The 24,859-nt window shown below is 62.0% G+C and carries 20 protein-coding genes; 12 read left to right on the top strand and 8 right to left on the bottom strand.

Translation table 11 applies throughout. From position 1 onward, the window contains the following. Positions 1 to 33 precede the first annotated feature (33 nt). Positions 34 to 513 (top strand): Lrp/AsnC family transcriptional regulator, encoded by a 480-nt coding sequence (locus tag J2J99_RS23445; RefSeq protein WP_168300395.1) that lies wholly within the window; start codon positions 34 to 36, stop codon positions 511 to 513. Here the strand turns inward: J2J99_RS23445 and J2J99_RS23440 are convergent. Further along, entirely contained in the window at positions 500 to 2,251 is a 1,752-nt protein-coding gene (locus J2J99_RS23440) for a putative bifunctional diguanylate cyclase/phosphodiesterase (RefSeq protein WP_343229139.1), read from the bottom strand. The two genes, J2J99_RS23445 and J2J99_RS23440, sit on opposite strands and share 14 nt — an antisense overlap. A gap of 244 nt (positions 2,252 to 2,495) precedes the next feature. Further along, the gene (locus tag J2J99_RS23435; RefSeq protein ID WP_168300410.1) at positions 2,496 to 4,373 is read right to left on the bottom strand and encodes a HAMP domain-containing methyl-accepting chemotaxis protein; all 1,878 of its coding nucleotides are present in this window, start codon (positions 4,371 to 4,373) and stop codon (positions 2,496 to 2,498) included. Between the two features lie 691 nt (positions 4,374 to 5,064). Here J2J99_RS23435 and J2J99_RS23430 point away from each other — a divergent pair. The 4 genes from J2J99_RS23430 to J2J99_RS23415 are packed head-to-tail and all read left to right on the top strand — an operon-like array spanning position 5,065 to position 8,905. Beyond that, positions 5,065 to 6,378, top strand: a complete 1,314-nt coding sequence (locus J2J99_RS23430; protein ID WP_168300393.1) for a CmpA/NrtA family ABC transporter substrate-binding protein — start codon at positions 5,065 to 5,067, stop codon at positions 6,376 to 6,378. Positions 6,379 to 6,436: 58 nt separating this feature from the next. Then, positions 6,437 to 7,330, top strand: a complete 894-nt coding sequence (gene ntrB / locus J2J99_RS23425) for a nitrate ABC transporter permease (protein ID WP_168300392.1) — start codon at positions 6,437 to 6,439, stop codon at positions 7,328 to 7,330. An 11-nt stretch (positions 7,331 to 7,341) separates the two neighbouring features. Then, entirely contained in the window at positions 7,342 to 8,139 is a 798-nt protein-coding gene (locus tag J2J99_RS23420; RefSeq protein WP_168300391.1) for an ABC transporter ATP-binding protein, read from the top strand. Positions 8,140 to 8,185: 46 nt separating this feature from the next. Next, positions 8,186 to 8,905, top strand: a complete 720-nt coding sequence (locus J2J99_RS23415) for a 4'-phosphopantetheinyl transferase family protein (RefSeq protein WP_168300390.1) — start codon at positions 8,186 to 8,188, stop codon at positions 8,903 to 8,905. Here the strand turns inward: J2J99_RS23415 and J2J99_RS23410 are convergent. Genes J2J99_RS23410 through J2J99_RS23400 form a run of 3 tightly spaced genes read right to left on the bottom strand, consistent with a single transcriptional unit; the run spans position 8,878 to position 14,462 of the window. Further along, positions 8,878 to 10,236, bottom strand: a complete 1,359-nt coding sequence (locus tag J2J99_RS23410; protein WP_168300389.1) for a lysine N(6)-hydroxylase/L-ornithine N(5)-oxygenase family protein — start codon at positions 10,234 to 10,236, stop codon at positions 8,878 to 8,880. The genes J2J99_RS23415 and J2J99_RS23410 overlap by 28 nt on opposite strands. Further along, the gene (locus J2J99_RS23405; protein ID WP_168300388.1) at positions 10,233 to 14,225 is read right to left on the bottom strand and encodes a non-ribosomal peptide synthetase; all 3,993 of its coding nucleotides are present in this window, start codon (positions 14,223 to 14,225) and stop codon (positions 10,233 to 10,235) included. The genes J2J99_RS23410 and J2J99_RS23405 overlap by 4 nt, the downstream gene beginning before the upstream one ends. 18 nt (positions 14,226 to 14,243) lie before the next feature. Continuing rightward, complete coding sequence (locus tag J2J99_RS23400) at positions 14,244 to 14,462, bottom strand: MbtH family protein (RefSeq protein WP_168300387.1); 219 nt, start codon at positions 14,460 to 14,462, stop codon at positions 14,244 to 14,246. 194 nt (positions 14,463 to 14,656) lie between these two features. Here J2J99_RS23400 and J2J99_RS23395 point away from each other — a divergent pair, with 194 nt between their 5' ends. The 3 genes from J2J99_RS23395 to J2J99_RS23385 are packed head-to-tail and all read left to right on the top strand — an operon-like array spanning position 14,657 to position 18,259. Beyond that, positions 14,657 to 15,646 carry a GNAT family N-acetyltransferase gene (locus J2J99_RS23395; protein ID WP_205919077.1) on the top strand — a complete coding sequence of 330 codons (990 nt, stop codon included), beginning with the start codon at positions 14,657 to 14,659 and terminating at the stop codon, positions 15,644 to 15,646. Then, the gene (locus J2J99_RS23390; RefSeq protein WP_168300385.1) at positions 15,643 to 17,061 is read left to right on the top strand and encodes an MATE family efflux transporter; all 1,419 of its coding nucleotides are present in this window, start codon (positions 15,643 to 15,645) and stop codon (positions 17,059 to 17,061) included. Before J2J99_RS23395 ends, J2J99_RS23390 begins: the two co-directional genes overlap by 4 nt. Before the next feature lie 10 nt (positions 17,062 to 17,071). Then, positions 17,072 to 18,259, top strand: coding sequence for a PLP-dependent transferase (locus tag J2J99_RS23385; protein ID WP_168300384.1), 1,188 nt, complete (start codon positions 17,072 to 17,074; stop codon positions 18,257 to 18,259). On the opposite strand, the gene J2J99_RS23380 is transcribed toward J2J99_RS23385, so the two are convergent. After that, complete coding sequence (locus J2J99_RS23380; protein ID WP_168300383.1) at positions 18,150 to 18,806, bottom strand: sigma-70 family RNA polymerase sigma factor; 657 nt, start codon at positions 18,804 to 18,806, stop codon at positions 18,150 to 18,152. The genes J2J99_RS23385 and J2J99_RS23380 overlap by 110 nt on opposite strands. Positions 18,807 to 18,968: 162 nt before the next feature. Here J2J99_RS23380 and J2J99_RS23375 point away from each other — a divergent pair, with 162 nt between their 5' ends. The 3 genes from J2J99_RS23375 to fhuB are packed head-to-tail and all read left to right on the top strand — an operon-like array spanning position 18,969 to position 22,287. Further along, positions 18,969 to 19,460: a GNAT family N-acetyltransferase gene (locus J2J99_RS23375; protein ID WP_168300382.1), complete on the top strand. Its 492-nt coding sequence runs from the start codon at positions 18,969 to 18,971 to the stop codon at positions 19,458 to 19,460. Positions 19,461 to 19,492: 32 nt separating this feature from the next. After that, the gene (locus J2J99_RS23370; RefSeq protein WP_168300381.1) at positions 19,493 to 20,326 is read left to right on the top strand and encodes an iron-siderophore ABC transporter substrate-binding protein; all 834 of its coding nucleotides are present in this window, start codon (positions 19,493 to 19,495) and stop codon (positions 20,324 to 20,326) included. Then, positions 20,323 to 22,287 carry a Fe(3+)-hydroxamate ABC transporter permease FhuB gene (gene fhuB, locus J2J99_RS23365; RefSeq protein WP_168300380.1) on the top strand — a complete coding sequence of 655 codons (1,965 nt, stop codon included), beginning with the start codon at positions 20,323 to 20,325 and terminating at the stop codon, positions 22,285 to 22,287. The genes J2J99_RS23370 and fhuB overlap by 4 nt, the downstream gene beginning before the upstream one ends. Before the next feature lie 10 nt (positions 22,288 to 22,297). On the opposite strand, the gene J2J99_RS23360 is transcribed toward fhuB, so the two are convergent. After that, on the bottom strand, positions 22,298 to 23,047 hold the full coding sequence (locus J2J99_RS23360) for an SDR family oxidoreductase (RefSeq protein ID WP_168300379.1): 750 nt from the start codon (positions 23,045 to 23,047) through the stop codon (positions 22,298 to 22,300). Positions 23,048 to 23,142: 95 nt separating this feature from the next. Between J2J99_RS23360 and J2J99_RS23355 the strand changes: the two genes are divergently transcribed. Further along, entirely contained in the window at positions 23,143 to 24,060 is a 918-nt protein-coding gene (locus J2J99_RS23355; RefSeq protein WP_168300378.1) for an AraC family transcriptional regulator, read from the top strand. 12 nt (positions 24,061 to 24,072) lie between these two features. On the opposite strand, the gene fhuF is transcribed toward J2J99_RS23355, so the two are convergent. Further along, positions 24,073 to 24,858 (bottom strand): siderophore-iron reductase FhuF, encoded by a 786-nt coding sequence (fhuF, locus tag J2J99_RS23350; protein WP_168300377.1) that lies wholly within the window; start codon positions 24,856 to 24,858, stop codon positions 24,073 to 24,075. Position 24,859: the final 1 nt, after the last annotated feature.

Here is a 24,859-nt window from a genome sequence, read left to right as displayed (position 1 = left end):
CGCATAATCCACGAATATGTGAAGGAAGCTTTCATGCCTGCTCTCGACACGGTCGACCGCAATATTCTCAGACTGTTGCGCCTTGACGCGCGCATGAGCAACGCCAAACTCGCGGCCGAAATCGGCCTTTCGCCCTCGGCCTGCCTCAGACGCATCAAGATCATGGAAAAGACAGGCATCATCCGCGGCTATACGGCTCTGGTGGACACCGGCAATGCGGATGAAATGATTGCGGTGATCATCAACATTACGCTCGAACGGCAGACGGAGGAGCATCTCGACCGCTTCGAGGCGGCGGTCCGCCGGCATCCGGAGATCCGCGAATGTTTTTTGATGACGGGCGGCTCCGACTACCTGCTGCGCGTCGAGGTAGCCAGTGCGGGCGAGTTCGAACGGATCCACAAGGAAATTCTTTCGACCTTGCCCGGCGTCCTCAGGATCCATTCCAGCTTTTCGATCCGCAACGTTCTGGCGACACGTAGCAGGGGCAGACGCTCGATTACCGCCGCTTGATTGTTTCGGCGCTGCCGACCGACCCCATCAAAGTCGGCCGTTGGGAATCCAATATCTCCTGCTCCAGACGCGCCGAGAGGTCGGCAAACGACTGCGGTCGTCCGAACGCATAACCCTGGAGGGTGTGGACGCCGAGAGCGGCAAGCACATTGGCATGCTCGAGCGTTTCCACGCCTTCGGCGATCACTTCCATATCCAGCGCCCGCGCTATGTCGACCAATGAGCCGACCAGCCGGCGGCTGGGCACCGATTGCAGGATCGGCGTCACAAGCTGGCGATCGATCTTGACACGATCCGGCCGCAGCTCGAGCAAGCCCAGCAAGGAAGCATGCCCGGACCCGAGATCGTCGATTTCGATGTCGATACCAAAAGACTTGATCGCCTGGATGTTCTGTCGCACCTGGTCACTGAGACTATCGAGAAAAATCGTCTCGATCAGCTCGAAGCTCAATCGGCCGGGCGGTATGTCATAGCCGTCCAGCTTCGCCGTCAGCTCTGGATCGTCGAGACGATCGGCGGACAGATTGACGGACACGCGGATACCTTCGAGCAGATCAGATGAGTTCATGTCCGACAGGACAGCCTTCAGAACGACATCGTCAAGCTCTGCGACCAGTCCATTCGACGAGGCGATCGACAGGAAATGCGTCGGGGCGAGAATTCCTCGAGTGGGATGATGCCACCGCGCCAGAGCTTCGACGCCCTTCACCCGGAAAGATCTGGCATCGACCTGCACCTGGTAGAATGGGCGGATCTGGCCGAGCGCCAGCCCGACCCGCAGATCCTGGGCGAGCTGCCTTTCGTTCGCCAGCGTCGAAGCCATTTCGTCGGAAAAAATCTCGGCCCGATTCCGGCCATTGCGTTTCGCATGGTACAGCGCCAGATCCGATTGGGAGAGCAATCTGGCGAAATCGGCGCTCATGGCGCTCGCAACGCCAATTGAGCACTGCACGATAAGCGTCTGATCGCCGACAGAAAGCGGGCTTTCCAGACGTCTCTGAATATGATCGAGCACCGCAATCGTCTTGTCACATTCGTCCTCGGTGATGACGACAGCGAACTCGTCGCCGCCGAGCCGTGCCGCGACGTCACCAGCGGAAATGGCCTCCAGCAGAATTTTGCTGACGTGACAGAGAACGAGGTCGCCGACCGCGTGCCCGAAGCGGTCGTTGATCTCCTTGAAATGGTCGACGTCTATGTGAAGAAGCGCAACCTTGATGCTCTCCTGCCTTGCAAGTTCCGACAGGGCGAAATCGAAGCTGCGCCGGTTCAACAGGCTGGTGAGGTGATCGTGATCGGCCGCGAACCGAGCCTCCGCCCGGCTCCTCTCCAGCTCCTTGTTGAGAAGCACGTCGTCGGTGACGTCCCATTCGGCGCCCACAAAACATGGGTCGCCGGCGGCATCGACGAAATAGCGAGCACGCGAACGCAGATAGCGGGTCGCTCCATCCGGTCGAATGATGCGAAACTCGGATGCATAATCCGATTTGGTTTCGATCGCGCGCAGGAATATTTCGTTTGTCGCCACCAGGTCGTCGGGGTGGACACTGTCGAGCCAGATAACATCGAGCGGCGCTTTCGGAACGCCATAGATCAATTTGAGCTGTTCATCCCATCGCGTCTGGTTTTTCGCGATGTTGTGCTGCCATATCCCGATCCCGGATGCTTCAAGGGCCAATCCAAGCTGGCGAAGCAGGTCCTCAAGCTCGACATTTGTTCTGGATCGTTTGTTGCCCAAGGCGATCTCGCTATTTCGTTCGCCCGAATGTCGCATTGAATATTTTAAAGAGTGCTAATCGGGAGCAACCCGCCGGCGGCAATCCGACCGTCGCAGATCGCACATCGGCCGAAATGCCCGTGCCCTCTGACGTCGGAGCCGGGCAGCTTGCGGGCAAAGAACGTCGTTCCGAACCTCTTTGCCCGCCGCAGTTGGTCAGCGGATATCTTTCGCCGCAGGCTGGCGAGATTGACGAGGCCGCAATCTACCTCTGCATCGCGGGCCGCAGCGCGACCACCTGCGACCGCATGCTGCTTTCCAAGGAGCGCGTATTATCCTGGGCATTCACCGGGCCTCTGTCAGCGTCCAGTTGGAACTGATTGACCAGCTCGCGCAGGCGGCTTGCTTCGGAGGCTAGTGAAGAGGCGGCGGCCGTGGACTGCTCGACCATCGCCGCATTCTGCTGGGTTGCCTGGTCCATGTGATTGATGGCCGTGTTGATCTCGGAAAGCCCCGTCGCCTGCTCGCGCGCCGAGGTGGCGATCGCATCCATGGCTCGGTTGATCTGCGCAACGCGCTCGCCGATTGATTTCAGTGACGTCCCCGTTTCGAGGACAAGTTTGACCCCGTGTTCGACTTCGGTCGTTGACTTCTGAATGAGGCCCTTGATTTCCTTGGCTGCCTGCGCGGCGCGCTGCGCGAGTTCACGGACTTCCTGTGCGACGACCGCGAAACCTTTTCCTGCCTCACCGGCGCGTGCCGCCTCGACGCCGGCGTTGAGCGCCAGCAGGTTCGTCTGGAAAGCAATTTCGTCGATCACGCCGATGATGTTGGAAATCTGCTGCGAACTTTCCTCAATGCGGCGCATGGCCTGCTCCGCCTCTGACACGATAGTTCCGGAGCGCTGGGCGCTGACATTGGCTTCGACAGAGATATTGCGCGCCTCCTCGGTGCGCTTCGTCGCCATCGCGACATTCGAGGTGATCTCGTCCAACGCGGCTGCGGTCTCCTCGAGCGAAGCGGCCTGTTGTTCCGTACGCTTCGACAGGTCCTGGGCACCGGATGCTATCTCACCAGTGCCATTGTCTATGCTGTGTACCGTCTGGAGCACGGCACCGATCGTCGCGCCCAATTGCCGCAACGAAGCATTGAAATCATTGCGTAATGCTTCGTATTCAGCGGCAAATTGCTCCGTGAGCTGGAAGGAGATATCGCCAGCGGCAAGGCGTCGAAGACCTCCGCCCAAGCTCGTGGTCGCGAAGCGCAACTGCTCGGCTTCGCGTTCAGCGCGTTGCTGGGCTGCGGCGCGCGCCACCTCGTTCTGACTGCGGGATTCGGCGGCTTCCTTCTCGAGCCTGACAACACTGAGAGCATTCTGGCGAAACACTTCGACAGCGCCGGCCATTTCCCCAATTTCGTCGGCGCGGCCGGCATAGGGAATATCGCTGTCGAGATCGCCGGACGACAACCGCTTCATGGCAGACGCCGTATTGCGGATCGGATTGGCAATGCCGGAAATTGCAAAGACGATACCCGCGATGGCCACGAGCAGGGCCAGCGAGGCGATCGCAGCGGTCAGGATGAAAGCGGACTTCGCTGAAGCATCACTTGCCGCCACGAAGCCTTCGGTCTGGCTGAGAATGAATGCCACCAGATCCGCTACCTTATTGTTCACCAGTTCGGCCTGCGGTTCCATCTTCTCCTTGAAAAGCCGGACGGCCTCCGCTGTCTTACCGCCATCTTCGAGTGTGATCATTTGCTCCGCCAACGCACGATATTGGTCGAGTTCGGGCTTTATCTGATTGATCAGCTGGCGCCCGCGCTCGGTGCGCACGCCCTTCTCGTATTCGCCAATAACCGTCTCGAGCTCGGCAGCGGCAGCAGCCATAGCCGACTTTTCGATCTTGTCGTTCTCGGCGGAGTCTTCGAGCAAATACCGGGCGTGAGCTAGCTTCAGATCAAGAAAGTTGGCTTTGATTTCACGTGCCGTCACCAGCCGATGCACCCAGAAGGTACCGACCTGTTCAGCATTTGCGCGAAGCGAAGAAATGGTGTCCAGCGAGACGTAGGACAGACCAACGACGAACATGCTGATGATGGACAGTTTTAGAATGAGCGCTTGCTTGATACTCGGGCGTTTCATGCGTGCCTCCTCAAAGAACTTGCGACGGTCGCAGCCGTTTAAAGCGAAATTTCCCATTGGATTCGATAATTTAGTGTTAACTAAATAAGGAGGGTCGTTCGGTTTTCGAAATCTCTGATTGACTTAATTACTTCCGCGATCAATCGGAGGCGAACTCCACTCAAAGTTACTGGAAAATATAGAGAATTGCGACTTTTCCGGACGCGGAGTTCGGTCCGACAAGCCTTCAGCCTCGACTGCATCGCGATTCGTCAGAGCGAGGGCGTTGGGATGCAACTTTCCCGTTTTGACGCCTCGGGCGGATGCGTGCAGCTTCCATGGTGTCGAAGGCGCGAATTCGTGTCCGCCATGATGTGCACTGCACAAATATGGCGCTCCGCCGGTGCGCACTGCACTCGCAATCGCACAAATCATGGTCACGTTCTGTGTGCGCACAATAAATAATCATCGTTGAAATTTTCAATTTTCTTGTTTTGCTTCCAGCAGTTACTCGCCCCCTTTAGAATTGGCACGCTGGTTGCAAGGTGCAAACTGCCCGGTCAATGGCGACCGAGGCAGAGAGGCGTCTCATAGGCGCCGACTTCGACACCGACGTCGCAAGGTCTTTGCTTTCCGGGATATCCCGTCCCGAACGCAAGTGCCGGCGGCGTTTTTTTGCGTCCGAATTCAGCAAGCAGAGGGGAACCTGCAGATGAAAAAGATTTCGACGACTGAGATTTCGACAGGCGGCATCACCCGTCGCAGCATGCTCAAGACGACTGCGGCTGCCGCCCTGATCGGGGCCGTCAAGACCGCCTTTCCCTCCGGCGCCTTTGCAGCCGGGTCGGGTCCTGAAGTCAAGGGCGCCAAGCTCGGCTTTATTGCTCTGACGGACGCGGCGCCGTTGATCATCGCGAAGGAAAAAGGCCTTTTCGACAAGCACGGCCTTCCGGAAACAGACGTCGCCAAGCAGGCCTCCTGGGGCGCGACGAGAGACAATCTGGTGCTCGGCGGCGCTGCCAACGGCATCGATGGCGCGCATATCCTTTCGCCGCTCCCCTACCTCATGCAGACAGGCAAGGTGACGCAGAACAAAAAGCCGGTACCGATGGCGATCCTCGCAAGGCTCAATCTCGACAGCCAGGGCATTTCCGCCGCCAAGGAATATGCCGAAACCGGCGTGCAGGTGGATGCCTCCAAGCTGAAGGCCGCCTTCGAGAAGAAGAAGGCGGAGGGCAAGGAAATCAAGGCCGCCATGACCTTCCCCGGCGGCACTCATGACCTCTGGATCCGTTACTGGCTTGCCGCCGGCGGCATCGATCCGAACAAGGACGTTTCCACCATCGTCGTGCCGCCGCCGCAGATGGTCGCCAACATGAAGGTCGGCAATATGGACGTCTTCTGTGTGGGCGAGCCTTGGAACGAGCAGCTCGTCAACCAGGGCATCGGCTTCACCGCCGCGACCACAGGCGAGCTCTGGAAGGGGCACCCCGAAAAGGCGCTCGGGCTGCGCGCCGACTGGATCGAAAAAAATCCGAACGCCGCCAAGGCTCTGCTGATGGCCGTCATGGAGGCGCAGCAGTGGTGCGACAGCATGGATAATAAGGCGGAAATGGCGGAGATCCTCGGCAAGCGCCAATGGTTCAACGTACCGACCAAGGATGTGCTCGGCCGCCTCAAGGGCGACATCAACTATGGCAATGGCCGCGAGGTCAAGGCGACCGACCTCTACATGAAGTTCTGGAAGGACGGCGCCGCCTACCCCTTCAAGAGCCACGACGCGTGGTTCATTACGGAAAATGTTCGCTGGGGATATCTACCTGGAACAACCGACATCAAGGCGCTGATCAATCAGGTGAACCGTGAGGACATCTGGCGGGAAGCCGCCAAGGATCTGGGCGTCGCCGCAGCCGACATTCCCGCCTCCTCGTCGCGCGGCAAGGAAACCTTCTTCGACGGCAAGGTCTTCGATCCTGAAAATCCGTCCGCCTATCTCGACAGCCTTTCCATCAAGGCCGTCTCCTGATCCCGCTCCCGGCGCGCGAGCGGCGCGCCGGCCTTCCATTCCAGTGAGGAGCGCCTCGATGTCCGCCCTGGCAAATAAAGAAAATCCCTCGATTCCCGCCCCCGCCAAGCCGGCGGCGAAGGTTCTGTCATTCTCCGGCAAGCAAGGATCGCGGTTCGATTTTCGTCGTGCGGCGCTGACCGCACTTCAGAATATCGTTCCGCCGGTCGTCGTGCTGGCACTCGTCCTCCTCCTATGGCAGGCGCTCTGTTCATCGGCGGATGCCTCTCTTCCTTCGCCGCATCAGGTCTGGCTAGATAGCTATGATCTCATCGCCTATCCGTTCTTCAACCACGGTTCCCAGGATATCGGGCTCGGCTGGCGGGTGCTGGTATCGCTGCAGCGCGTCGCCTATGGCTTCGGGCTTGCCGCAGTCACCGGCGTCGTCATCGGGGCGATCATCGGCCAATCGGTCTGGGCGATGCGCGGCCTCGATCCGATCTTCCAGGTACTGCGCACCGTCCCGCCACTCGCATGGCTGCCGCTGTCGCTCGCCGCCTTCCAGGATTCCAATCCGTCGGCGATCTTCGTCATCTTCATCACCTCGATCTGGCCTGTCATCATCAATACCGCAGTGGGTGTACGCAACATTCCACAGGATTACCGCAACGTCGCCGAAGTGCTGCGGCTCAACCAGCTCGAGTTCTTCTGGAAGATCATGCTGCCGTCGGCAGCTCCTTACATCTTCACCGGCCTCAGGATCGGCGTCGGCCTCTCCTGGCTCGCCATCGTCGCCGCCGAAATGCTGACAGGCGGCGTCGGCATCGGCTTCTTCATCTGGGACGCGTGGAACTCCTCGCGCCTTCCAGACATCATCGTCGCGCTCGCCTATATCGGCATCGTCGGTTTCGTTCTCGACAAGCTGGTGGCCGCGCTCGGCAAACTCGTCACCCGCGGCGCCATGGCCAACTGAGGACCATCCTGATGAACGCCTATCTCAAGCTCGATCATATCGACAAGCATTTCGATCGCGGCGGCGTGCGCGCCGAAGTCCTTAAGGACATCAACCTGATGATATCCGAGGGCGAATTCGTCTCGATCATCGGCCATTCCGGCTGCGGCAAGTCCACTCTGCTCAATCTCATCGCGGGCCTGACCCCGGTTTCCTCAGGTGCCGTGCTCCTGGAAAATCGCGAAGTCAACGAACCGGGTCCGGAACGCGCCGTCGTGTTTCAGAACCATTCGCTCCTGCCCTGGCTGACGGTCTATGAGAACGTCAATCTCGCCGTCTCCAAGGTCTTCAGCCGAACAAAGACCAAGGCCGAACGGCACGACTGGGTGATGGTCAACCTCGACCTCGTGCAGATGGCGCATGCCAAAGACAAGCGGCCCGCGGAAATATCGGGAGGCATGAAGCAGCGCGTCGGCATTGCCCGCGCGCTTGCCATGGAGCCGAAGATCCTGCTCCTCGATGAACCTTTCGGTGCTCTCGATGCGCTGACACGCGCTCATCTTCAGGACGCGGTGATGGAAATCCATGCCCGGCTTGGCAACACGATGGTGATGATCACCCATGATGTCGATGAAGCCGTGCTGCTCTCCGACCGCATTGTGATGATGACCAATGGTCCGGCAGCCCGCATCGGCGAAGTGCTCGATGTCGCCATGCCCCGCCCCCGCAACCGCATCGAGCTCGCCTCCAACAGGACATATCTCAAATGCCGCGAGGCCGTGCTGAAGTTCCTCTACGAACGCCACCGCTTCATCGAAGCCGCGGAATAGATCCGGCGGCGATTGCCAATCGGGCCGCGTTGCGCATACTGGCCTCATGCAGCGATCAGGTAATCAACCGCCCGCCATCGATGTCGTGCTCTGGAAATATCCTCAGAACGAGAGCGACGAGAAGCGCTGGATGGGGTCGCTTTCATCGAATGAGCGGGAGCGCGCCGCGACCTATCGGTTCGAACGCGACCGGACCTCGTTCATCGCCGGCCGCTATCTGCTGCGGCAGGTGCTGAGCGCGCATACCGAAACGCAGCCTGACAAGGTCCTGTTGCAGGCGGATGCCCACGGCAAGCTGAGGGTTGAGGGTCGCGACGGGCTGCAGTTCAGCCTTTCCAATGCCGACGGGATGGTGGCCGTCGCCGTCACGTCAGAATGCGAGCGCGTCGGGATCGACTGCGAACGCGCCGACGCCGAAATCGAAGCGGCGGCGTTGAAGAATTATTGCAGTCTGGACGAACGGCATTGGCTCGATCAACTGCCCGCGGGCGAACGGCCGCGTGCGGCCGTCGCCCTTTGGACGCTCAAGGAGAGCCATCTCAAGGCGCTCGGGGTGGGCCTGCGCCAGGACCCCCGCAGCGTCGCCTTTTCCTGGCAGGACGGCATCCCCGTCCTGCTTCAGAGTCGAGAACCAGACCGGCAATGGCGTCACCGCCTGATCGAGAGCGGCACCCAGCACATCGTCGCGCTGGCCGTCCGCTCACAATCCGGCGAGCCCGACATTCGTGTCCTCACGTTTCAGGACGACAGCATGCCGTCCGAATAGCCGGCCCGGAGCTGATGCGGCATGGCGGAAGTGGCCTCCGTCGCCCAGACCAGCTGCGCATTGGCGGGTTCGGCATCGAAATACTGCCGGCCGAGAAGCGTGTTGACGATCTTGGCACTGCGCCACGCCACGAGGCTGAGCTGCGAGTCGGCGATGCCGTGCGAATATCGACCGGCATTCTGCGCGAACAGCCGGTTGGTCCTCGGACCTGTCCACTGCATCGTGTAGTCGTCGTTCAGGGTCGGATAGCCGCTTCTGTCGAGGCTGATCCTTTCGCTGAGTGATCCGAGCGGATCCGGCAGACGGAACCTGTAGCCGGTCGCAAGCACCACCGCATCGGCGTGCAGCACCTCTATCCCGCCGTCGAAATGATTCCGGACGATCAGCCGATAGGCTTTGCCGTTCCGCTCCATCTGGATCACGTCGCGGTTCGGCGACAGGGACGCATTGAGCGTGCTCTGATCGAGGTAACGCAGCGCGTAAAGGCGGCGGTAAATCGAGTGGATCGTCGAAATCGACAGGCCGTCGCTGGTCAGGATCGAGTTCTTCAGCGCCGCCTGCTTCTGCTCGCCGCTGAGCTTCAGATAGGCTTGCACATATTCCGGCGAGAAGACCTGGTTCGAAAACGGCGTGTCGTTGATCGGCTCGAAATTGTGGCGTCGGCTGATCCAAATCAGTTCCGTCATCGAACTGGGATTTCCAAGCAGCGCCTCGACGACTTCGCCGCCGCTCTGACCGCCGCCGACCACGACGACGCGGGCGGCGTTGAGATCGCCGAGGCGCGCTTTGGCCTCGCTGTTGTGGAAGCAATCCGCACCGAGGAAGGGTTTAGCCCAGTCGGGCACGAAGGGCGAAGACCCGGTGCCGATTACCAGGTTGCGTGCTTCCTCTTGGCCCTTGTCGAAGCGCAGGACGAAGCGGTCGTCGCGGTGTTCGACATCGCGAATGTCCGTTCCGTAACGCAAGCCGTCGACGCCATTGGCGACCCAGGCGAGATAGCGCGCGAATTCCTGCCGGGGGACGGCTTCGTAATTGGCGTTCAGGAAGGCGTAGAGCCGCTTATGGGCGACGAGATAGGAGATGAAGGACCAGGGGCTCGTCGGCAGGACCGGGGTGACGAGGTCCTTCAGGAAGGACGACTGCAGCTCGACGCCGGGCATCATCATGCCGGGATGCCAGTCGAACGAAGCTCGCCGCTCGAAGAAACGGCTGCGCACTTCGGGCACCGATTCCAGCAGGCAGGCAAGGCTCAGATTGGAAGGACCGATGCCGATGCCGGCAAGATCGAGCGGCTCATTCAGAGCATCCCTACGGGAAAAAGCGACGGTCATGCGTTATCCTTCTCTGTTTCCTTGAGACGCAGGGCAAGCCTTGAATGAAAGGCGGGCGAGCCGATCATATGGAGATGGTTGGTGCCGGTGATGATTTCGGCCGCACGCGCCCGCGGCGACAGGCAGCGCCAATCGATCAGGTTCAGGCCACGGTTGAGGCTGTCGTCGGCCGCCCAGGGATAGATCGGCACGTCATGGGGAACGAGCCGATGCTTGCGAAAGATCAGGGCGTTGTCGATCAGCACCCAGAACGTATGCTCGCGGCTGCTGATATCGGGCCCGTCTGTGGGAAGCGGATCCTTCTCGTTGCCGACGAAGCGCAGGAACTGCTCGTAAGTATCCGCGTCCATCGTTGAAAGCAGCCGATCCCACTCGGAGCGCATCGCCGTTTTCTGCAGCCATGCCTGCACGTCGCGATGAAGTGCGTCGCGCTCGCCGGGACGGAAGCGCGGCTTGGCTCCGATCGCGAATTCCGAGCCGACATCGCACACATCGACCATCGCCAGCATCCTGACATCGACCTCATTGCCGAGGGTGCGGGCAGCCTCGTAGGCCAGAAGCCCGCCCCAGGACCAGCCGAGGAAATAGCAGGACGCGCCTCTACTTTGCGTCCTGATGTCATCGACATAACGCTCGATGATCTTTTCGATCGGCGCGCCGACTTCCTTCTTTTCCGATAGCGAATGGCAAATAAAGCCGGTCGCCGGCTGGTCGGCGCCGAGATAATCGACGAGCTTCACATATTCGCGGGTGCTGACCAGAAGCCCCGGGAAGCAGTAGAGCCGCGGCTTGGCGCCGGAGGCGCGCAGCACGATCACCTCGGAAAGATCGCGCTCCTCGCCCTGCTCCATCACGCCGGCGAAGGCGCGAATGGTCGGGTTGTTGAAGATATCGGCTACGGTCAACGGCACCTTCGGCCGGCGCTGCCGCAGCAGCGAAAGGATGCGGATCGCGCCCAGCGAATTGCCGCCGATGGCAAAGAAGTTATCCTCGACGCTGATCGCATCCAGCTTGAGAACCTGGCGCCAGACATCCAGCACTTCTTCTTCGAGCGCACTCGCCGGCTCGATGATGGCGCGTTTGACCGGCTGGGGCGCCGGCAGCGCGAAGCGATCGAGCTTGCTGTTCGGATTGGTCGGCATCTTCTCGAGCTCGATGACGGCGGCCGGCACCATATAGGATGGCAGGCTGCGCTCGAGGCCGGAACGGACTGTCTCGACGTCAAGTCTCTCGTCTTTCTTCGGCACGACATAAGCGACCAGCATCTTTTCGCCGCCGGCATCGTCATCGCGCAGCACGACCAGGGCTTCGCCGACGCCGGGCTGCTGGAGGAGTGCGGCTTCGATCTCGCCGAGTTCGATGCGATAACCGCGCAGCTTCACCTGATGATCGACGCGGCCGACGAATTCGACGGTTCCGTCCTCGCGCCAGCGCGTCAGGTCGCCGGAGCGATAGAGCCGGCCGCCTTCCTTGGAGAAGGGGTCGGGAATGAAGCGGTCGGCCGTCGTATCCGGCTTGCCGAGATAGCCTCGGGCGATGCCCTCGCCGCCGATATAGAGCTCGCCGGTCACGCCGATCGGGCACAGGTTGAGGTCGGGGTCGAGCACATAGACGCGTCTGAGGCCGACGGCGCGGCCGAGCGGCGCATAGACGCCCTGGAACTTCGTTCCGGCCCTCACCTTCCAGACCATCGGCGTCATGATCGTTTCTGTAGGACCATAGCCGTTGATCAGCCACTCCGATTTCAGCGCCCGCGACAAGAGGTCGAAGGTCGATTGCGCCAGCCCCTCGCCGCCAAAGGAATAGAGCCGCATCGGCGGGGCGCCGTCGGCAATGTCAGCCCATTCCGCCAGCTGCTGCAGATAGGTAGTCGGGATGCTGGCATTGTTGGCGCCATGCTTGCGCATCGCCGTCAGCGTCTCCTCCGGAGTCCAGAGCGGCTGGTCGGGAAGAATGATGCTGCCGCCTTCCATCAGCGGGTTCATCCAGCGCTCATGGCCCCCGTCCGAGCTGAAGGGCAGGAAGGGCAGCTCGCGGGATTCCGAGCTCATGCCGTAGACGCGCGAGGTATTCTGCAGGTGATGCGTCAGTGGGCCGTGCTCGACGGCCACACCTTTCGGCAATCCCGTCGAACCCGAGGTGTACATGACATAGGCGAGCTGATCCTTGTGGATGGGCACATAGAGCGGCGTTTCCGGCTCGCCGTCGAGATCGATCTTGTCGAGTTCGAGGATGGTGGCATCGAGCCCCACCGGCAGGCGGTGGCGCAGCCAGCTGTGGGTGAGGACGATCTTCACCCCGCCGTCGCGCAGGATGTGATGGTTGCGCACCGGCGGATGATCCGGCTCGACGGGGATATAGGCACCGCCCGCCTTCAGCGTGGCGAGGATGCCGACGATCGCTTCCGGCGAACGCTTGATGAAGTTAGCAACCGTCACTTCGGCGCGAACACCGAGCTGCCGCAGCCGATGCCCGAGGCGGTTGGTGCTCGCCTCCAGCCAGCCATGGCTCCACTCTTCGTCGCCATAGACGATCGCCGTCTTCTCAGGCGTCCGGCGCGAATGGGCGGATATCAGTTCGTGGACCGGCCGGTCGTCGTTGATAACGTCGTCCTCGTAAGGCGCCGACAACCAGTCGAGTTCGTCGCCGCCGACGAGTTCGATATCCTTGATCCTGAGGCCCGGCTGCGCGACGATCTGCTCTAGCACCAGGCCGAAATGCCTTGCGACACGGGCGATCAGAGAGCCGTCATAGAGATCCTGAGCATAGTCGATCAGCCCGGATGCGCTGCCGTCCGAACGCGCCTCGATCACCAGGGAAAGCTCGCTGTCGGCGCGCGCACCTGGTGGTTCCAGGTTCGTCGCATCTCTCGCGACCGGATAGGGCTCGCGGAATTCGAACAGCGCCCTGACCACGGCTTCCTGTGCGGCCGCCTCGTCGACGACCAGTTCCTGGGTGATGCGCTCCAGCGGCACGAGCCGGCGAAGCCCCTCCTCCGTTACCGACGAGATCACGGCGACGACGTCGTCGAGGGAATGTCGGGAGGCGAGTGGCAGGACGAGCGGAAGCACCTGTTCGGCGCGACCGCGGCTGGCGAAATGTTCCGTGCGGGGCCGCGCGACCAGCAGACCGGTCAGCAAAGCATAGTTGCCGCTGTAGCGCGCCAGCAGCGCGCAGAAGGCGGCGTGAAGCACACGGTCGACTTGAAATCCCTTTTCGTCCGCATGCCGTTCGAGCTTGTTCCAGAGCTCCGGCTCGATCGCAAACCGATGCTCGGCGCGCGCCACGCCTGCCAGCCCGCCGCTGTTGAAGCGGGTGGCAAAAGTCGAGGCGGCATAGTCGAGACCGATCGTGTCGCGCCAATAGGCCAGCGCCTCCCGCGCTGCATCCGTCTCCAGCCATTCTTTCTCCCGAATTCCCGCCGATATTTCCGCCGGCTGCACGTCGCCGGCCGGTTCGCCATCGAGAATGCGCGCCAGCGAAGCGGCAAGAAGGGATTTTTCGCGGTCGTCGCAGATGATCGGATGCAGCACGATCGTCAGCAGCGACTGCCCGTCGGGCAGCAGGATGATGTGGATGCGCGCCCCCGGCCCTTCCAGGAGATCAAAGCGCCTGTCGCGAAAGGCTTTCCGCGCTGCCAAGGCTTCAGCCTCGGAAAGAGCGGCTCCTTCCTTGCCGAGGATCTCCATCGGCACCGCGTTCGACGCGCCGCGATATTGCTCGATGCGGCCGCCCGCCAGCCGGCGGAAACGAGTGGAAAGCGACGGGTTCTCAGCCAGGAGCGCGTGGCAGGCGCCGGCGATCGTCTCGACGCCGGTCGTGGCGCCCAAGCGCAGCCCGATGACCTGATCGGGGAAGACCGTGTAGTTTCCGATCTGCTCTAGCGACCAGATGCGCTTCTGCGCGATCGTCAGCGGAAAACTCTCGAAGACGGCATCCACAGCGTCGGTCGGGCGGGCATCGGCGAAATTGGTGATCTGCTTGTTCATCTTGCCATCCAGACGGTTTCAGAGACGCGCATCGGCAGACATGGCCGAGCGCAGGGAGAGCGGGCGAGGATCGGTCCAGATTTCACGGATATGGGCGAGGCACTCCTGGCGCGAACCGGCAAAACCCGCAGCCCGCCAGCTCACCGGAATGCGCTTGTCTTGCGGCCAGACCGAGTAGTGATGCTCGGCGTCGATGACGACGATCCAGAAATCGTCGCGGGGTTCAAGATTGTCCATTGGAAGCTCCTGCAGAGATTGACGTCATGCGCAAATGACGGATCCCGCCTGCTGGAGTTTAGAAAATTGCGGAGAATTTTTTTCTTCGTTTACCCCTAAATCCGCCAACGGATGGATCGTCATTCTACCAAATCGCCGCAGGAGCAGGCTTCATGCTCGCAGCATCAAAAGCCCTGCCGATCAAGGAGAACATCATGGATTTCGACGCCGCCAAGCAAAGGCGGGCTCTGCAGGCGCGCAGCTATGTCAGGCTTGCCCCCAATATCGTCCATCTCAACACGGTGCACGGGAACCACGAAGTCGCCCTCGAAGTCGAAGCCGGCATCGGTTCGCTCACCTTCTACGAGGGAAATCCCGTGCAATCGGCGGAGCTTCTCATGGCCGCCGCCGAAGCGGTGACGGCGCAAGACCGCTCGATAAAATCGGTCGTCTTCGAAGGCCATCAGGCTAGCCTTCCCCGACACATTTCAGGCACCGATGGACGGCTCGATTCCGCGATCCTCTGGCAATGGCCCTCGCTGTGGCTGCCGCAGCTTTCCTATCCCCTGCCGCCGGTGCAGCAGATGACCGCGGGCCGCTATCATCCGCGCCGGCCGGCAAAGCCGAAGGGCACGGTCTACCAGCGCTTCATCCCGTGGCTGGAGCGCGACATCAGCTTCAGGGTGGCCGATCCCGAGACCGATCTAGCGGCATTCCATCGCTGGATGAACGACGAGCAGGTCCACACGATCTGGGAGGATGCGGGCTCGATCGACAAGCACCGGGAGATCCTGGAAGAGAGGATCGCCGATCCGCATGTGCTGCCGCTGATCGGCAGTTTCGCGGACATCCCCTTCGGCTATTTCGAAGTCTATTGGGCCAAGGAGAACCGGCTCGGCCCCTTCTACGACGCCGACGATTACGATCGCGGCTGGCATGTCGCGATCGGCGAGCCCGATTACCGCGGCAAGAAATGGATCAGCGCCTGGCTTCCTTCGCTGATGCATTTCATTTTCCTCGACGACCCCCGCACGCAACGCATCGTCGGCGAGCCGCGCGCCAGCCACGAGCAGCAGATCCGCAATCTCGACCGCTCGGGCTTCGCCAAGGTCAAGCATTTCGATTTTCCGCACAAGCGGGCGCTTCTGGTGATGCTGACCCGCGAGCGCTTCTTCGGCGATCATCTCTGGGTGCCTGCATCATGAACGACATGAGCGAAATGAGCGGCAGCCTGCGGAAACAGCGGCTTGCACCGGATGATCTTGCCAGCCCGCAGCTTTTCCGGCTGCTGCTAAGGCTCGGCCTGCCCGCCATGTTCGGCCTGTCGATCAACGCCGCGCATCACACGATCAACATGGTCTTCGTCGGCATGATCGGCGAAGACCAGATAGCCGCGATCATGATCGTGCTGCCCATCCTCATGCTGGTCGCCGCCTTCGGCGAAGGCATCGGCGTTGGTGTGGCCACCGAGGTCGGGCGGGCGCTCGGCGCCGGCAATCGATCGAGAGCCGGCTCCCTTGCCTCGATCAGCCTTGCCGCCGGCGTCGCCTTCGGCGCGGCAAGTGCAGCCGCCATCGTTGCCTTTCCATCTTTCCTGCTGTTCGGCGCGACACCGGCCATCCAACCGCTTGCGCAGCATTATCTCCTCATCATCGCGGTCTCGATCCCGTTGACGATGGCGCAGATCATTCTCGATTTCCTGGCGATTGCCGAGGGCAATGCCCGCTTCAGCATGTGGACGCTGGTCGCCTGCTTTGCGTTGAACATCATCCTCGACCCGATCATGATCTTCGGCTTCGGTCTCGGCCTGCAGGGCGTGGCGATGGCAACCATCCTGTCTCAGCTCGTGGCGCTCTCAATCTACGGCGCCTATCACGCAAGGCGGCTTGGGACGATCCGGCTGACGCTCGGCTGGCGGGTCGCCGACATCAGACATCTCAGGCCGGTCCTTGCCGTGGGCTCGCCGACGACGCTGACGAGCCTCGCAACGGCGGGCGCGATTGCCGCGATGCTGTCGATCGCCGGCACCTATCACGGTGAACACGGCATCGCCGGCGTCGGGATCGCCTTGCGGCTGCTTGCGGTCGGCGCACTCCCGGTCATCGGCATTTCGCTCGGGGCCCAGTCCATCCTGAGCTTTGCCTGGGGGCGCGGAGATATATCGCGGGTGCTGGCGGCAGCCCGCATGCTTTCCGTGGTCACGAGCGCGGTCGGCGGCGTCTACGGGCTGGCAGCGATCGTCTTTTCCGAGCGCCTTGCCTCGTTCTTCACCGACGAAGCTTCGGTGGTTTCGATCGCCGGCCAGGCGGTTGTCGCAACCCATCTTCCCTTCCTGCTGTTCGGCGTCAGGCAAACGGTGCTGATCCTGTTCCAGGCGCAGCGGAGGCCGAAAGCCGCTGTCATCATCGGCCTGGCGCAGAACGGATATCTTCTCTTTCCGCTGCTTGCGCTCCTGCCGCCCTTCTTCGGTTTTTCGGGCCTGCTCGCAGCCATGTTCCTGGCCTCGGCACTGACCGGCCTGCTGTCATGCGTCTGTCTGACGAGATCACTCAGCGCGCTCCGGCAGCGTTCGGCCGGCGATCTAACCAGTCTCCGTCGCTATCCCAGCTTTTGTCCATGAGAGGATTATCATGAACCAGTCGTTCAGCCCCAGCGACCTTGGCGGCCATGCGGCCGCCGGCGATCTGTTCACGCCCGTCGATCCGGCCGCCTTCAACGCCGTGTCGCCACCGATCTTCCAGACCTCGCTCTTCACCTATGACAGCTACGAGGCGATGGAGGATGTCTTTGCCGGCCGGACGCGCAACTTCATCTATTCGCGCGGCGACAATCCGACCGTCCGCGAATTCGAGCTTCTGGTCGCCCGCCTCGAGGGCGCCGAAGACGGACGCGCCTTCTCCAGCGGAACGGCCGCCATTACCGCGACTATTCTCAGCCTGGTGGAAGCGGGTGACCGGGTCGTTGCCGTCCGACACCTCTATAATGACGTCTACCGCCTGCTGGTGAAGCTGCTCGGCCGGCTCGGCGTCACCGTGGATTTCGTCGATCCCTCCGATCATGACGAGGTGCGCAAGGCACTACCGGGCGCCAGGCTGCTCTATCTCGAAAATCCCTCCTCCTTCGTCTTCGAGCTTCAGGACATCGTAGCCCTGTCGGCCATGGCGAAGGAGGCCGGCGTTACCACAGTCATCGACAATTCCTGGGCGACGCCGCTCTTCCAGAAGCCGATCCAGCATGGCGTCGATATCGTCATTCACGCCGCCTCGAAATATCTCGGCGGCCATAGCGATACGGTCGCCGGCGTCGTCGTCGGCTCGAACGAGGCGATCGCCCGGATCAACTCGACCTCCTACCCCTATGTTGGCGCCAAGCTATCGCCCTTCGAGGCCTGGCTGCTGCTGCGCGGCATGCGCACGCTGCGCGTCCGTCTCAAGGAGCACGAGCGCAGCGGGCTTCTGCTCGCCGATCGGCTGAAGCAGCATGCCGCCATCGCCCGCGTCCGCCACCCGGCATTTCAGGATCACCCCGGGCGGGCGACGCTGTCGGGTTATGCCGGGCTCTTCGCTTTCGATCTGACGCCTGACATCGATGTCGCGCGCTTCGTCAACGCGCTTCGCGAGATCCGTCTCGGCGTCAGCTGGGGAGGGCCGGAGACGCTGGTGGTTCCAGCCAAGGTCGCGCTGCAGATCCCCGACCGGATAACCACCTTCATCCGGTTCGGCGTGAGCGAGCAGACGATCCGTTTCGCTGTTGGACTGGAAGAACCGGGATTGCTGTGGAACGACTTGCAGCAGGCGCTACACGCCGCGAAGCGGTAACGTCCCGTGGGCGCTCGTGATCGGGGTGGACGGGCTCGGTGACCGCCAGATGGCAATGCTGCTCCGCCGCCTTGATCATGAAATTGACGAGCGTCCTGGAGACACCGAACTCGGCCGCGATATCCTTCTGCGGCACGCCGTTCAGCCGGTGGCGAATGAAGGCGTCATTGGTTCGCTTCGGCAGCGCCTCGAGCGCGGCAAGCACGTCGCGCAGGGTCTCGGCTGCGACCAGCTGATCGAGCACCGTGGGAATTGGAGCGGTGATCTCCTGAATCTGGTCCATCGACCTATGGTTGTTCGACTGGTGGCGCCGCCGGCGGCTCTCATCCAGCGCGAGATTATAAACCATCCGAAATGCGTAGCCGATCGGGCAACGAATGCCGTCGACATTGACCCCGTAAGCCTTGATGACTCCGTCTTGAAATATATCTTCGGAGTATGACTTTGATTTAATGACGCTTTCGATCGTTTTCAGGAGCTTGTCCTTGTTTTCGATCATTGCGTCGACAACCGCATTGCCGTTCACATCACGATGCGATGCTCGCATTGTCCTGCACCCTTTTACAAATGGAAAATCAGGCTCTGTCTTACTGGTCGGTTCGGCATTGGCGCTCCTTTTTCAAGCGGGAGTGCACGATGTGATTGCAGTGTCTATTTTAAGATGATAACAAGAGTCAAGTTTAAATCGAAGGGCTGAAAGCGAGAACTGATGGGAAGAACAATCGAGATCCTGACTGGCAAGGCGGAGCTCTGCCGATCGATCATGGGGGCCCTGCCCGACTGGTTTTCGGAACCCGAAGTCATCGAGGCGAGCGCCGAGGCGGTCGAAGATCTGCCGGTGTTCGGCTATGTCGAAGCGGATGTCGTCACCGCCTTGATCGCCCTGAGACCGCACCTGCCTGATGCCGTCGAGATTGCGCTGATCGCGACCCGGCCCGAATATCACGGTCGCGGTGCCGGGCGCCATCTCGTCGACGCGGCCGAACGTTTCGCCCATGATTCCGGCGCCCGGCTGCTGACGGTCAAGACGCTCGCGCCGCGCGGCCGTGACGAGCCGCAATTCGAGGCGACGCGGCGCTTTTATGACCGGACCGGCTTCGTCCGGGCGGAGGTCTTTCCCAGGCTCTGGCATGAGGATCATCCGTGCCTGTTCATGGTCAAGCCGCTCGTCGGGCAACGGCCGAGCGAGACCGCACTTTGAGACGACGGGACTTTTTTTTAAGCACGCTGGCAATGGCGGCTGCACCCGCTATCGCGCGCGCTGGCGAAGGCGGCATCGTTTCGCTCGATTATGGATTGGCATCGACGATGCTGGCGCTCGGCGGCGTGCCGCGTGCGATCGCCTCACTGCGGAACTGGTCGGAATGGGTTGTCGAGCCGGCCATGCCACCAGGAGTCGTGGATATCGGCACCACGTCCGAGATCAATCTTGAAGTCCTGACCAGCATTCGGCCGTCGCTGATCCTCAGCACGCCCTTCCTTGCGGCGCTGGAGGAAAAACTGGCCCGGATCGCGCCTGTGGAGATCTTCACCGTCTATGCCGAGAACGGCGAGGCGCTTGACCGCTCTTACGCCGAAACGCTGCGTCTCGGGGCGATGATCGGGCGACAGAGGCAAGCCAACGCATTTCTGTCCCGCGCCGATGCCACGTTCCGCCGGCTACGAGAGCGGGTGACGAGCCTGTCCGCGCCTCCCATCGCCGTCATCAACTTCATGGACCAGAGGCATGCGCGCATCTATGGCGGCCCCGGGCTTTACGGCGGCGCGATGAGACGCATCGGCCTCGAGAATGCCTGGAAGGGCGAGGCCAGCTACTGGGGATTTCAAACAATCGGCCTGGAACAGCTGGCTGAACTCAATGAGGAAACCCACCTCGTCGTAGTATCGCCGCTGTTTCCGCCCGATGTCCTAACCCGGCTTTCCGACAGCCCGCTCTGGACCAGCCTTCCCTTCGTCCGGCGGCAGCGGATCTCGGTCGTTCCAGGCGTGCTGATGTTTGGAATGGTCCAGGAAGCGCTGCGCTTTTCGACTTTGATGGTCGATGTTCTGGAGACTGCCGCCCGATGAAAGTGCAAATTTCCGGCTTCGGCGCGCCCGCACTCGCGACTCTGCTGCTGTTTTCGGGTCTGGCCCTGGCTTTGCTCGACCTGCTCCCGGCGCTGCCGCATCTGGAGGAGGCCGAAGGATACGACGCGCAGCACCTTCTCCTTCTCTATTCGACGCTTCCGCGCATGGCGACGGCCCTGATCGCCGGCGCGGCCCTCGCGCTGTCGGGCACGATCCTGCAGCAGGTGCTGCGCAATCCGCTGGCTTCGCCGACGACGCTCGGCGTCTCGGCCGGCGCCAATCTGGCGCTGGTGTCTGTCATGCTCGCCTTTCCATCGCTGACGGGAGGGGGCCGCGACGCGGTCGCTCTTGCCGGAAGTGCTGCTGCCGTCGTCGTCATCTTCTCGATCAGTGCCCGGCACGGATTTTCGCCCTTTTCCCTTATCCTGGCGGGCATGATAATCGGCCTATGGTGCGGGGCGGCGGCGGCCATTCTCGTTCTGTTGAACGATCAATATCTCTCCGGGATCTTCATCTGGGGCGCCGGATCGCTTTCACAGCAAAGCTGGGCGATTCCCGTATCGCTGCTGCCCAAGGTCGCCCTGCTCGCCGGCCTTGCCTTTCTCGCAGCGAGGCCGCTGGCGCTGAGCCAGCTCGGCGATGCCGGCGCGACGAGCCTCGGTCTGCGGATCAACTGGTCGCGCGGTTTCATCCTGGCGATCGCGATTGCGCTCAGCGCCCTCGTCACCAGCGCCGTCGGCGTCATCGGCTTCATCGGGCTGGTCGCGCCGCAGATCGTACGACTGGCCGGCGCACGGCGCGTCGTCAGCCAATTGATCTGGTCGCCCATTGCCGGTGCCGGCCTTCTCCTTCTGACGGATGAGGCGATCAAACTCCTTGCTCCCGGCGATTTCGTGCCGACCGGAGCGGTGACCGCATTGCTCGGCGGACCGATCCTGATTGCGCTTCTGCCACGCCTCGGCAACGCCACTCGCGCGCTGTCCGGCATGGCCCCGGCAATGGATGCGACCGATAGCCGAACATCGTCCCTTGGCCTGCTGCTTGTCGCGGTCGCAGCATTGGCGATGGCCGCGATCTTCTTCGGCCGCGCGCCCGACGGGATCTGGACCTGGCTGCCGGCCGCCGTATGGGATGAGATCCTTCCCCTTCGCCTGCCGCGCGTCGCCGCCGCCTTCGGCGCCGGAACCGTGCTCGGCGTGACCGGGCTGATCCTGCAGCGTTTGACCGGAAACGAAATGGCAAGTCCCGAGGTGCTCGGCGTTTCGGCCGGTGCAACGCTCGGTGTCGCAGCCGCCATGTTCGCCTTCGCCGCACCGGGCCTGACCGTCCAGCTTGCCTTTGCCGGTGGCGGCGCGCTTGGCGTGCTGCTGCTGATCTTCCTCCTGAGCGCCCGATCGGACTTCGGCCCGAACCGTGTGCTGCTCGCCGGCATCGCCGTTGGCGCGATCCTCGATGCCGGGATCGGCGTGCTGGCGGCAAGCGGCGATCCGCGCGGCCTGGCGCTGATCCGCTGGATGTCGGGCTCGACCTATTTCGTCGACAACAGCGTTGCGGCAAGCGCCATGCTGATTGCGCTTGCCTGTCTCGTCGCAGCCTTTCTCGCCGGTCGCTGGCTTGCCCTGCTGCAGCTCGGCTCGGAGACGGCGAGCGAACTCGGCCTCAGGATCGCACCGGCGCGAGGGGTCCTGTTCGGGCTCTCGGCGATCATGACAGCAGCAGCGACGCTTGTCGTCGGCCCTTTGAGCTTCGTCGGGCTGATGGCGCCTCACCTTGCCCATGGGCTTGGCCTTCGCCGCCCCTCCATCCAACTGCTCGCCGCCGCCCTCGTCGGCGCGACCTTACTCGTCATTGCCGACTGGGCCGGCCGCATGATCGCCTTCCCCTATCAGGTGCCGGCCGGCTTGATCTCGGCCCTTGTCGGAGCGCCGATGCTGCTTTTCGTTCTGCGCCGGCGGCCTTGAGAAGCTGTCTTCATCCCGCCAATGCTTCGGCGTCGGCCCCTGCAGGGATGCGCAATGGAGAGGAAGGATCGGTCGCAGCGCGCCATACCGCCTCGACGACGTCGACCGGCTGTGTCAGGGCGGTCTCCGGTTGCTGCTCCCACGACGCGAACACCTCTGCGACGACCGACGAATAGGCTTCTGGGAAGCCGCCCTGTTGTTGAATCCGTGCGCGCGCCGTATCGCCGAACCGCGTCTCCGGCGCGCGCCCCGGAAGCACGATCCTCACACGCACATTGAACGGCTCGAGCTCAAGCGCGACAGATTCGGTAAAGGCGTTCACCGCGGCTTTGCTGGCCGTATAGACCGAGAGGAGCGGAAGCGGCTTGAGCGTCACTCTCGACGTAACGTTGATGATAACGCCTTCCTGCCGCTCCCGCATCTGCGGCAGAACCGCCTGCGTCATTGCGATCGTTCCGAGCGTGTTCGTCTCGAAGATTTCGCGGGCGGTCTCCATCGACGTTCCCTCAACCGCGTTGAGCCAACCGATGCCGGCATTGTTTACCAGCACATCCACAGGACCTGCCGCGTCAACCGCACCGCGGATGCTTTCAGGGCTCGTGACATCGAGCGCAATGATCTTGAGTTGGTCCGAAGGCGGCAGAAGGTCTTGGCGAGGTGTTCGCATGGTGGCGATCACCTTCCAGCCCTGCGCGAGAAAGAACCTGGCAATTTCTAGCCCGAATCCCGACGAGCATCCTGTAACAAGAACGGTCTTCATGTCTGTCTCCTATTCATGCTGACAGCAACAGACGTAGACGGCGATCGCAGTACTGACTATCATGCATCGTCCTCGTTTCATTATCAGGAGTATCGATGAGCGACCCTTTGGCTGAAATGGTCACGCTGCTGCAGCCAGCGGCGCGCCATTCAAAGCTCGTCAGCGGCGCAGGGACGTGGCGCGTTGAGCGCCAGGAGACGGGCCAGCCCTTCTACTGCGTCGTCCTGGAGGGTTCCTCGCGGCTGAGCGCGGAGGACGAGCAGATCACGCTGCACGAAGGCGACTTCATCCTGATCCCGGCGGCCCATGCCTTCACAATGTCGAGCCTCGACGACGGATTATCGTCCGGCATCGATCCCCTCACCGTCACCATGCTTCCTGAAGAAACCCGTCATGGCGATCCCGAAGGGGCGCCGAACGCACGATTGCTGGTCGGCCATTTCGCCTTCGGCTCGCCTGATGCGGCCTTGCTGGTTTCCCTGCTGCCGCGGATCATCCATATCCGCGGCGATAGCAGACTGTCGGCGATCGTTCAGCTCGTCACCGACGAAGCCCGCGCCGAGCGGCCGGGAAAGAACATGATCCTGGCGCGGCTGTTGGAAGTCTTGCTTGTCGAGGCGCTGCGCTCGAATGTCGGGGAGAAGGCGCCGCTCGGCATCCTGCGGGGCCTGAGCGATACACGTCTCGCTCCGGCCATCCGTCGGCTGCACGAAAATCCAGCCAGGGAATGGACGGTGGAGCAGCTAGCCGGCGAGGCGGCGCTTTCGCGGTCGGCGTTCTTCAATCGCTTCCGCCGCACTGTGGGGCCGGCGCCAATGGAATATTTGATATGGTGGCGCATGGCGCTCGCCAAAAATCTGCTGAGGCAGGAAGATATCGGAATTCAGGAGATCGCCGAGCGCGTCGGCTATGGCTCCGCAAGCGCGTTCAGCACGGCATTCACGCGCTTTGTCGGATTGCCGCCGTCACGATATGCCGAGCAGGCAAAGTCCATATCAAACGCCGCCGCCTAAACGGAAGCGGCCTCAATGCCGCCCGTCCGGCAGCGGGCAGGCTTCGCCGCAGCCGCCGACGCCCGGCAGATTGTAGCGCAGGCAGCAGACCTTGCGGCGGGCGAACTCCAGCCCGCATTGCTGGCGCGCCATGCGGATCATGCCGAACATCGGATTGCGCCCGCCCCCCGGCCACTCGGCATCATTCAGCAGCGCCAGACCGCCTTCGACGAGGCTGGGCTCGTGACGGTGAGCGATCTCTTTCAATATCCAGCAGAGATAGGCCGCGGCATTGTTCCAGAGCAGCTTCGGCGCGACGCCGGCATTGGCAGCGATCGCCGCAATAACCGGTTCGGCATGGCCAAGCATCAGCCGGTGAAGCTCGGCAGCCGGATCGGTGGCAAGCTCAGGCCGATCGGACATCACGAAGGCTTCCGGCTCGCCTGTCTCACTATTGCAGACCAGCGACAGCCGGTCCATCTCCAGCGGCAGCGCGACGCGGTTGACGAACATATGGACGCTCGGAGCGATCGTCAGCATGCTGAAATAATAGAGCGTCCACATGGAGACGATCGCACGCCGGTCGCTGCCCGGAAATTTTTCGGCATAGCGGGCGATGATCCCGTTAAGGACGTCGGGGTCGCCAAGATCCCTGCAGGAAACCACCAAACCAGCCGGCGGCGGAGAAGCGAGCAGCTTGCCGCGGCAATAGGCGAATGGGCCATCGCCCACCAGGCCGTCGAGGTCGATGGCCTGGTGGGCGACAGGGCGATCGGCGATCGAAGGGTGTGAGGCCGCCCCGTTCATCTCTGCCGCCATG

The organism is Rhizobium binae (assembly GCF_017357225.1).
GTDB lineage: Bacteria > Pseudomonadota > Alphaproteobacteria > Rhizobiales > Rhizobiaceae > Rhizobium > Rhizobium binae.
The sequence above is the reverse complement of the archived record's forward strand: the minus strand, read 5'-3'. Positions and strand labels throughout refer to the sequence as shown.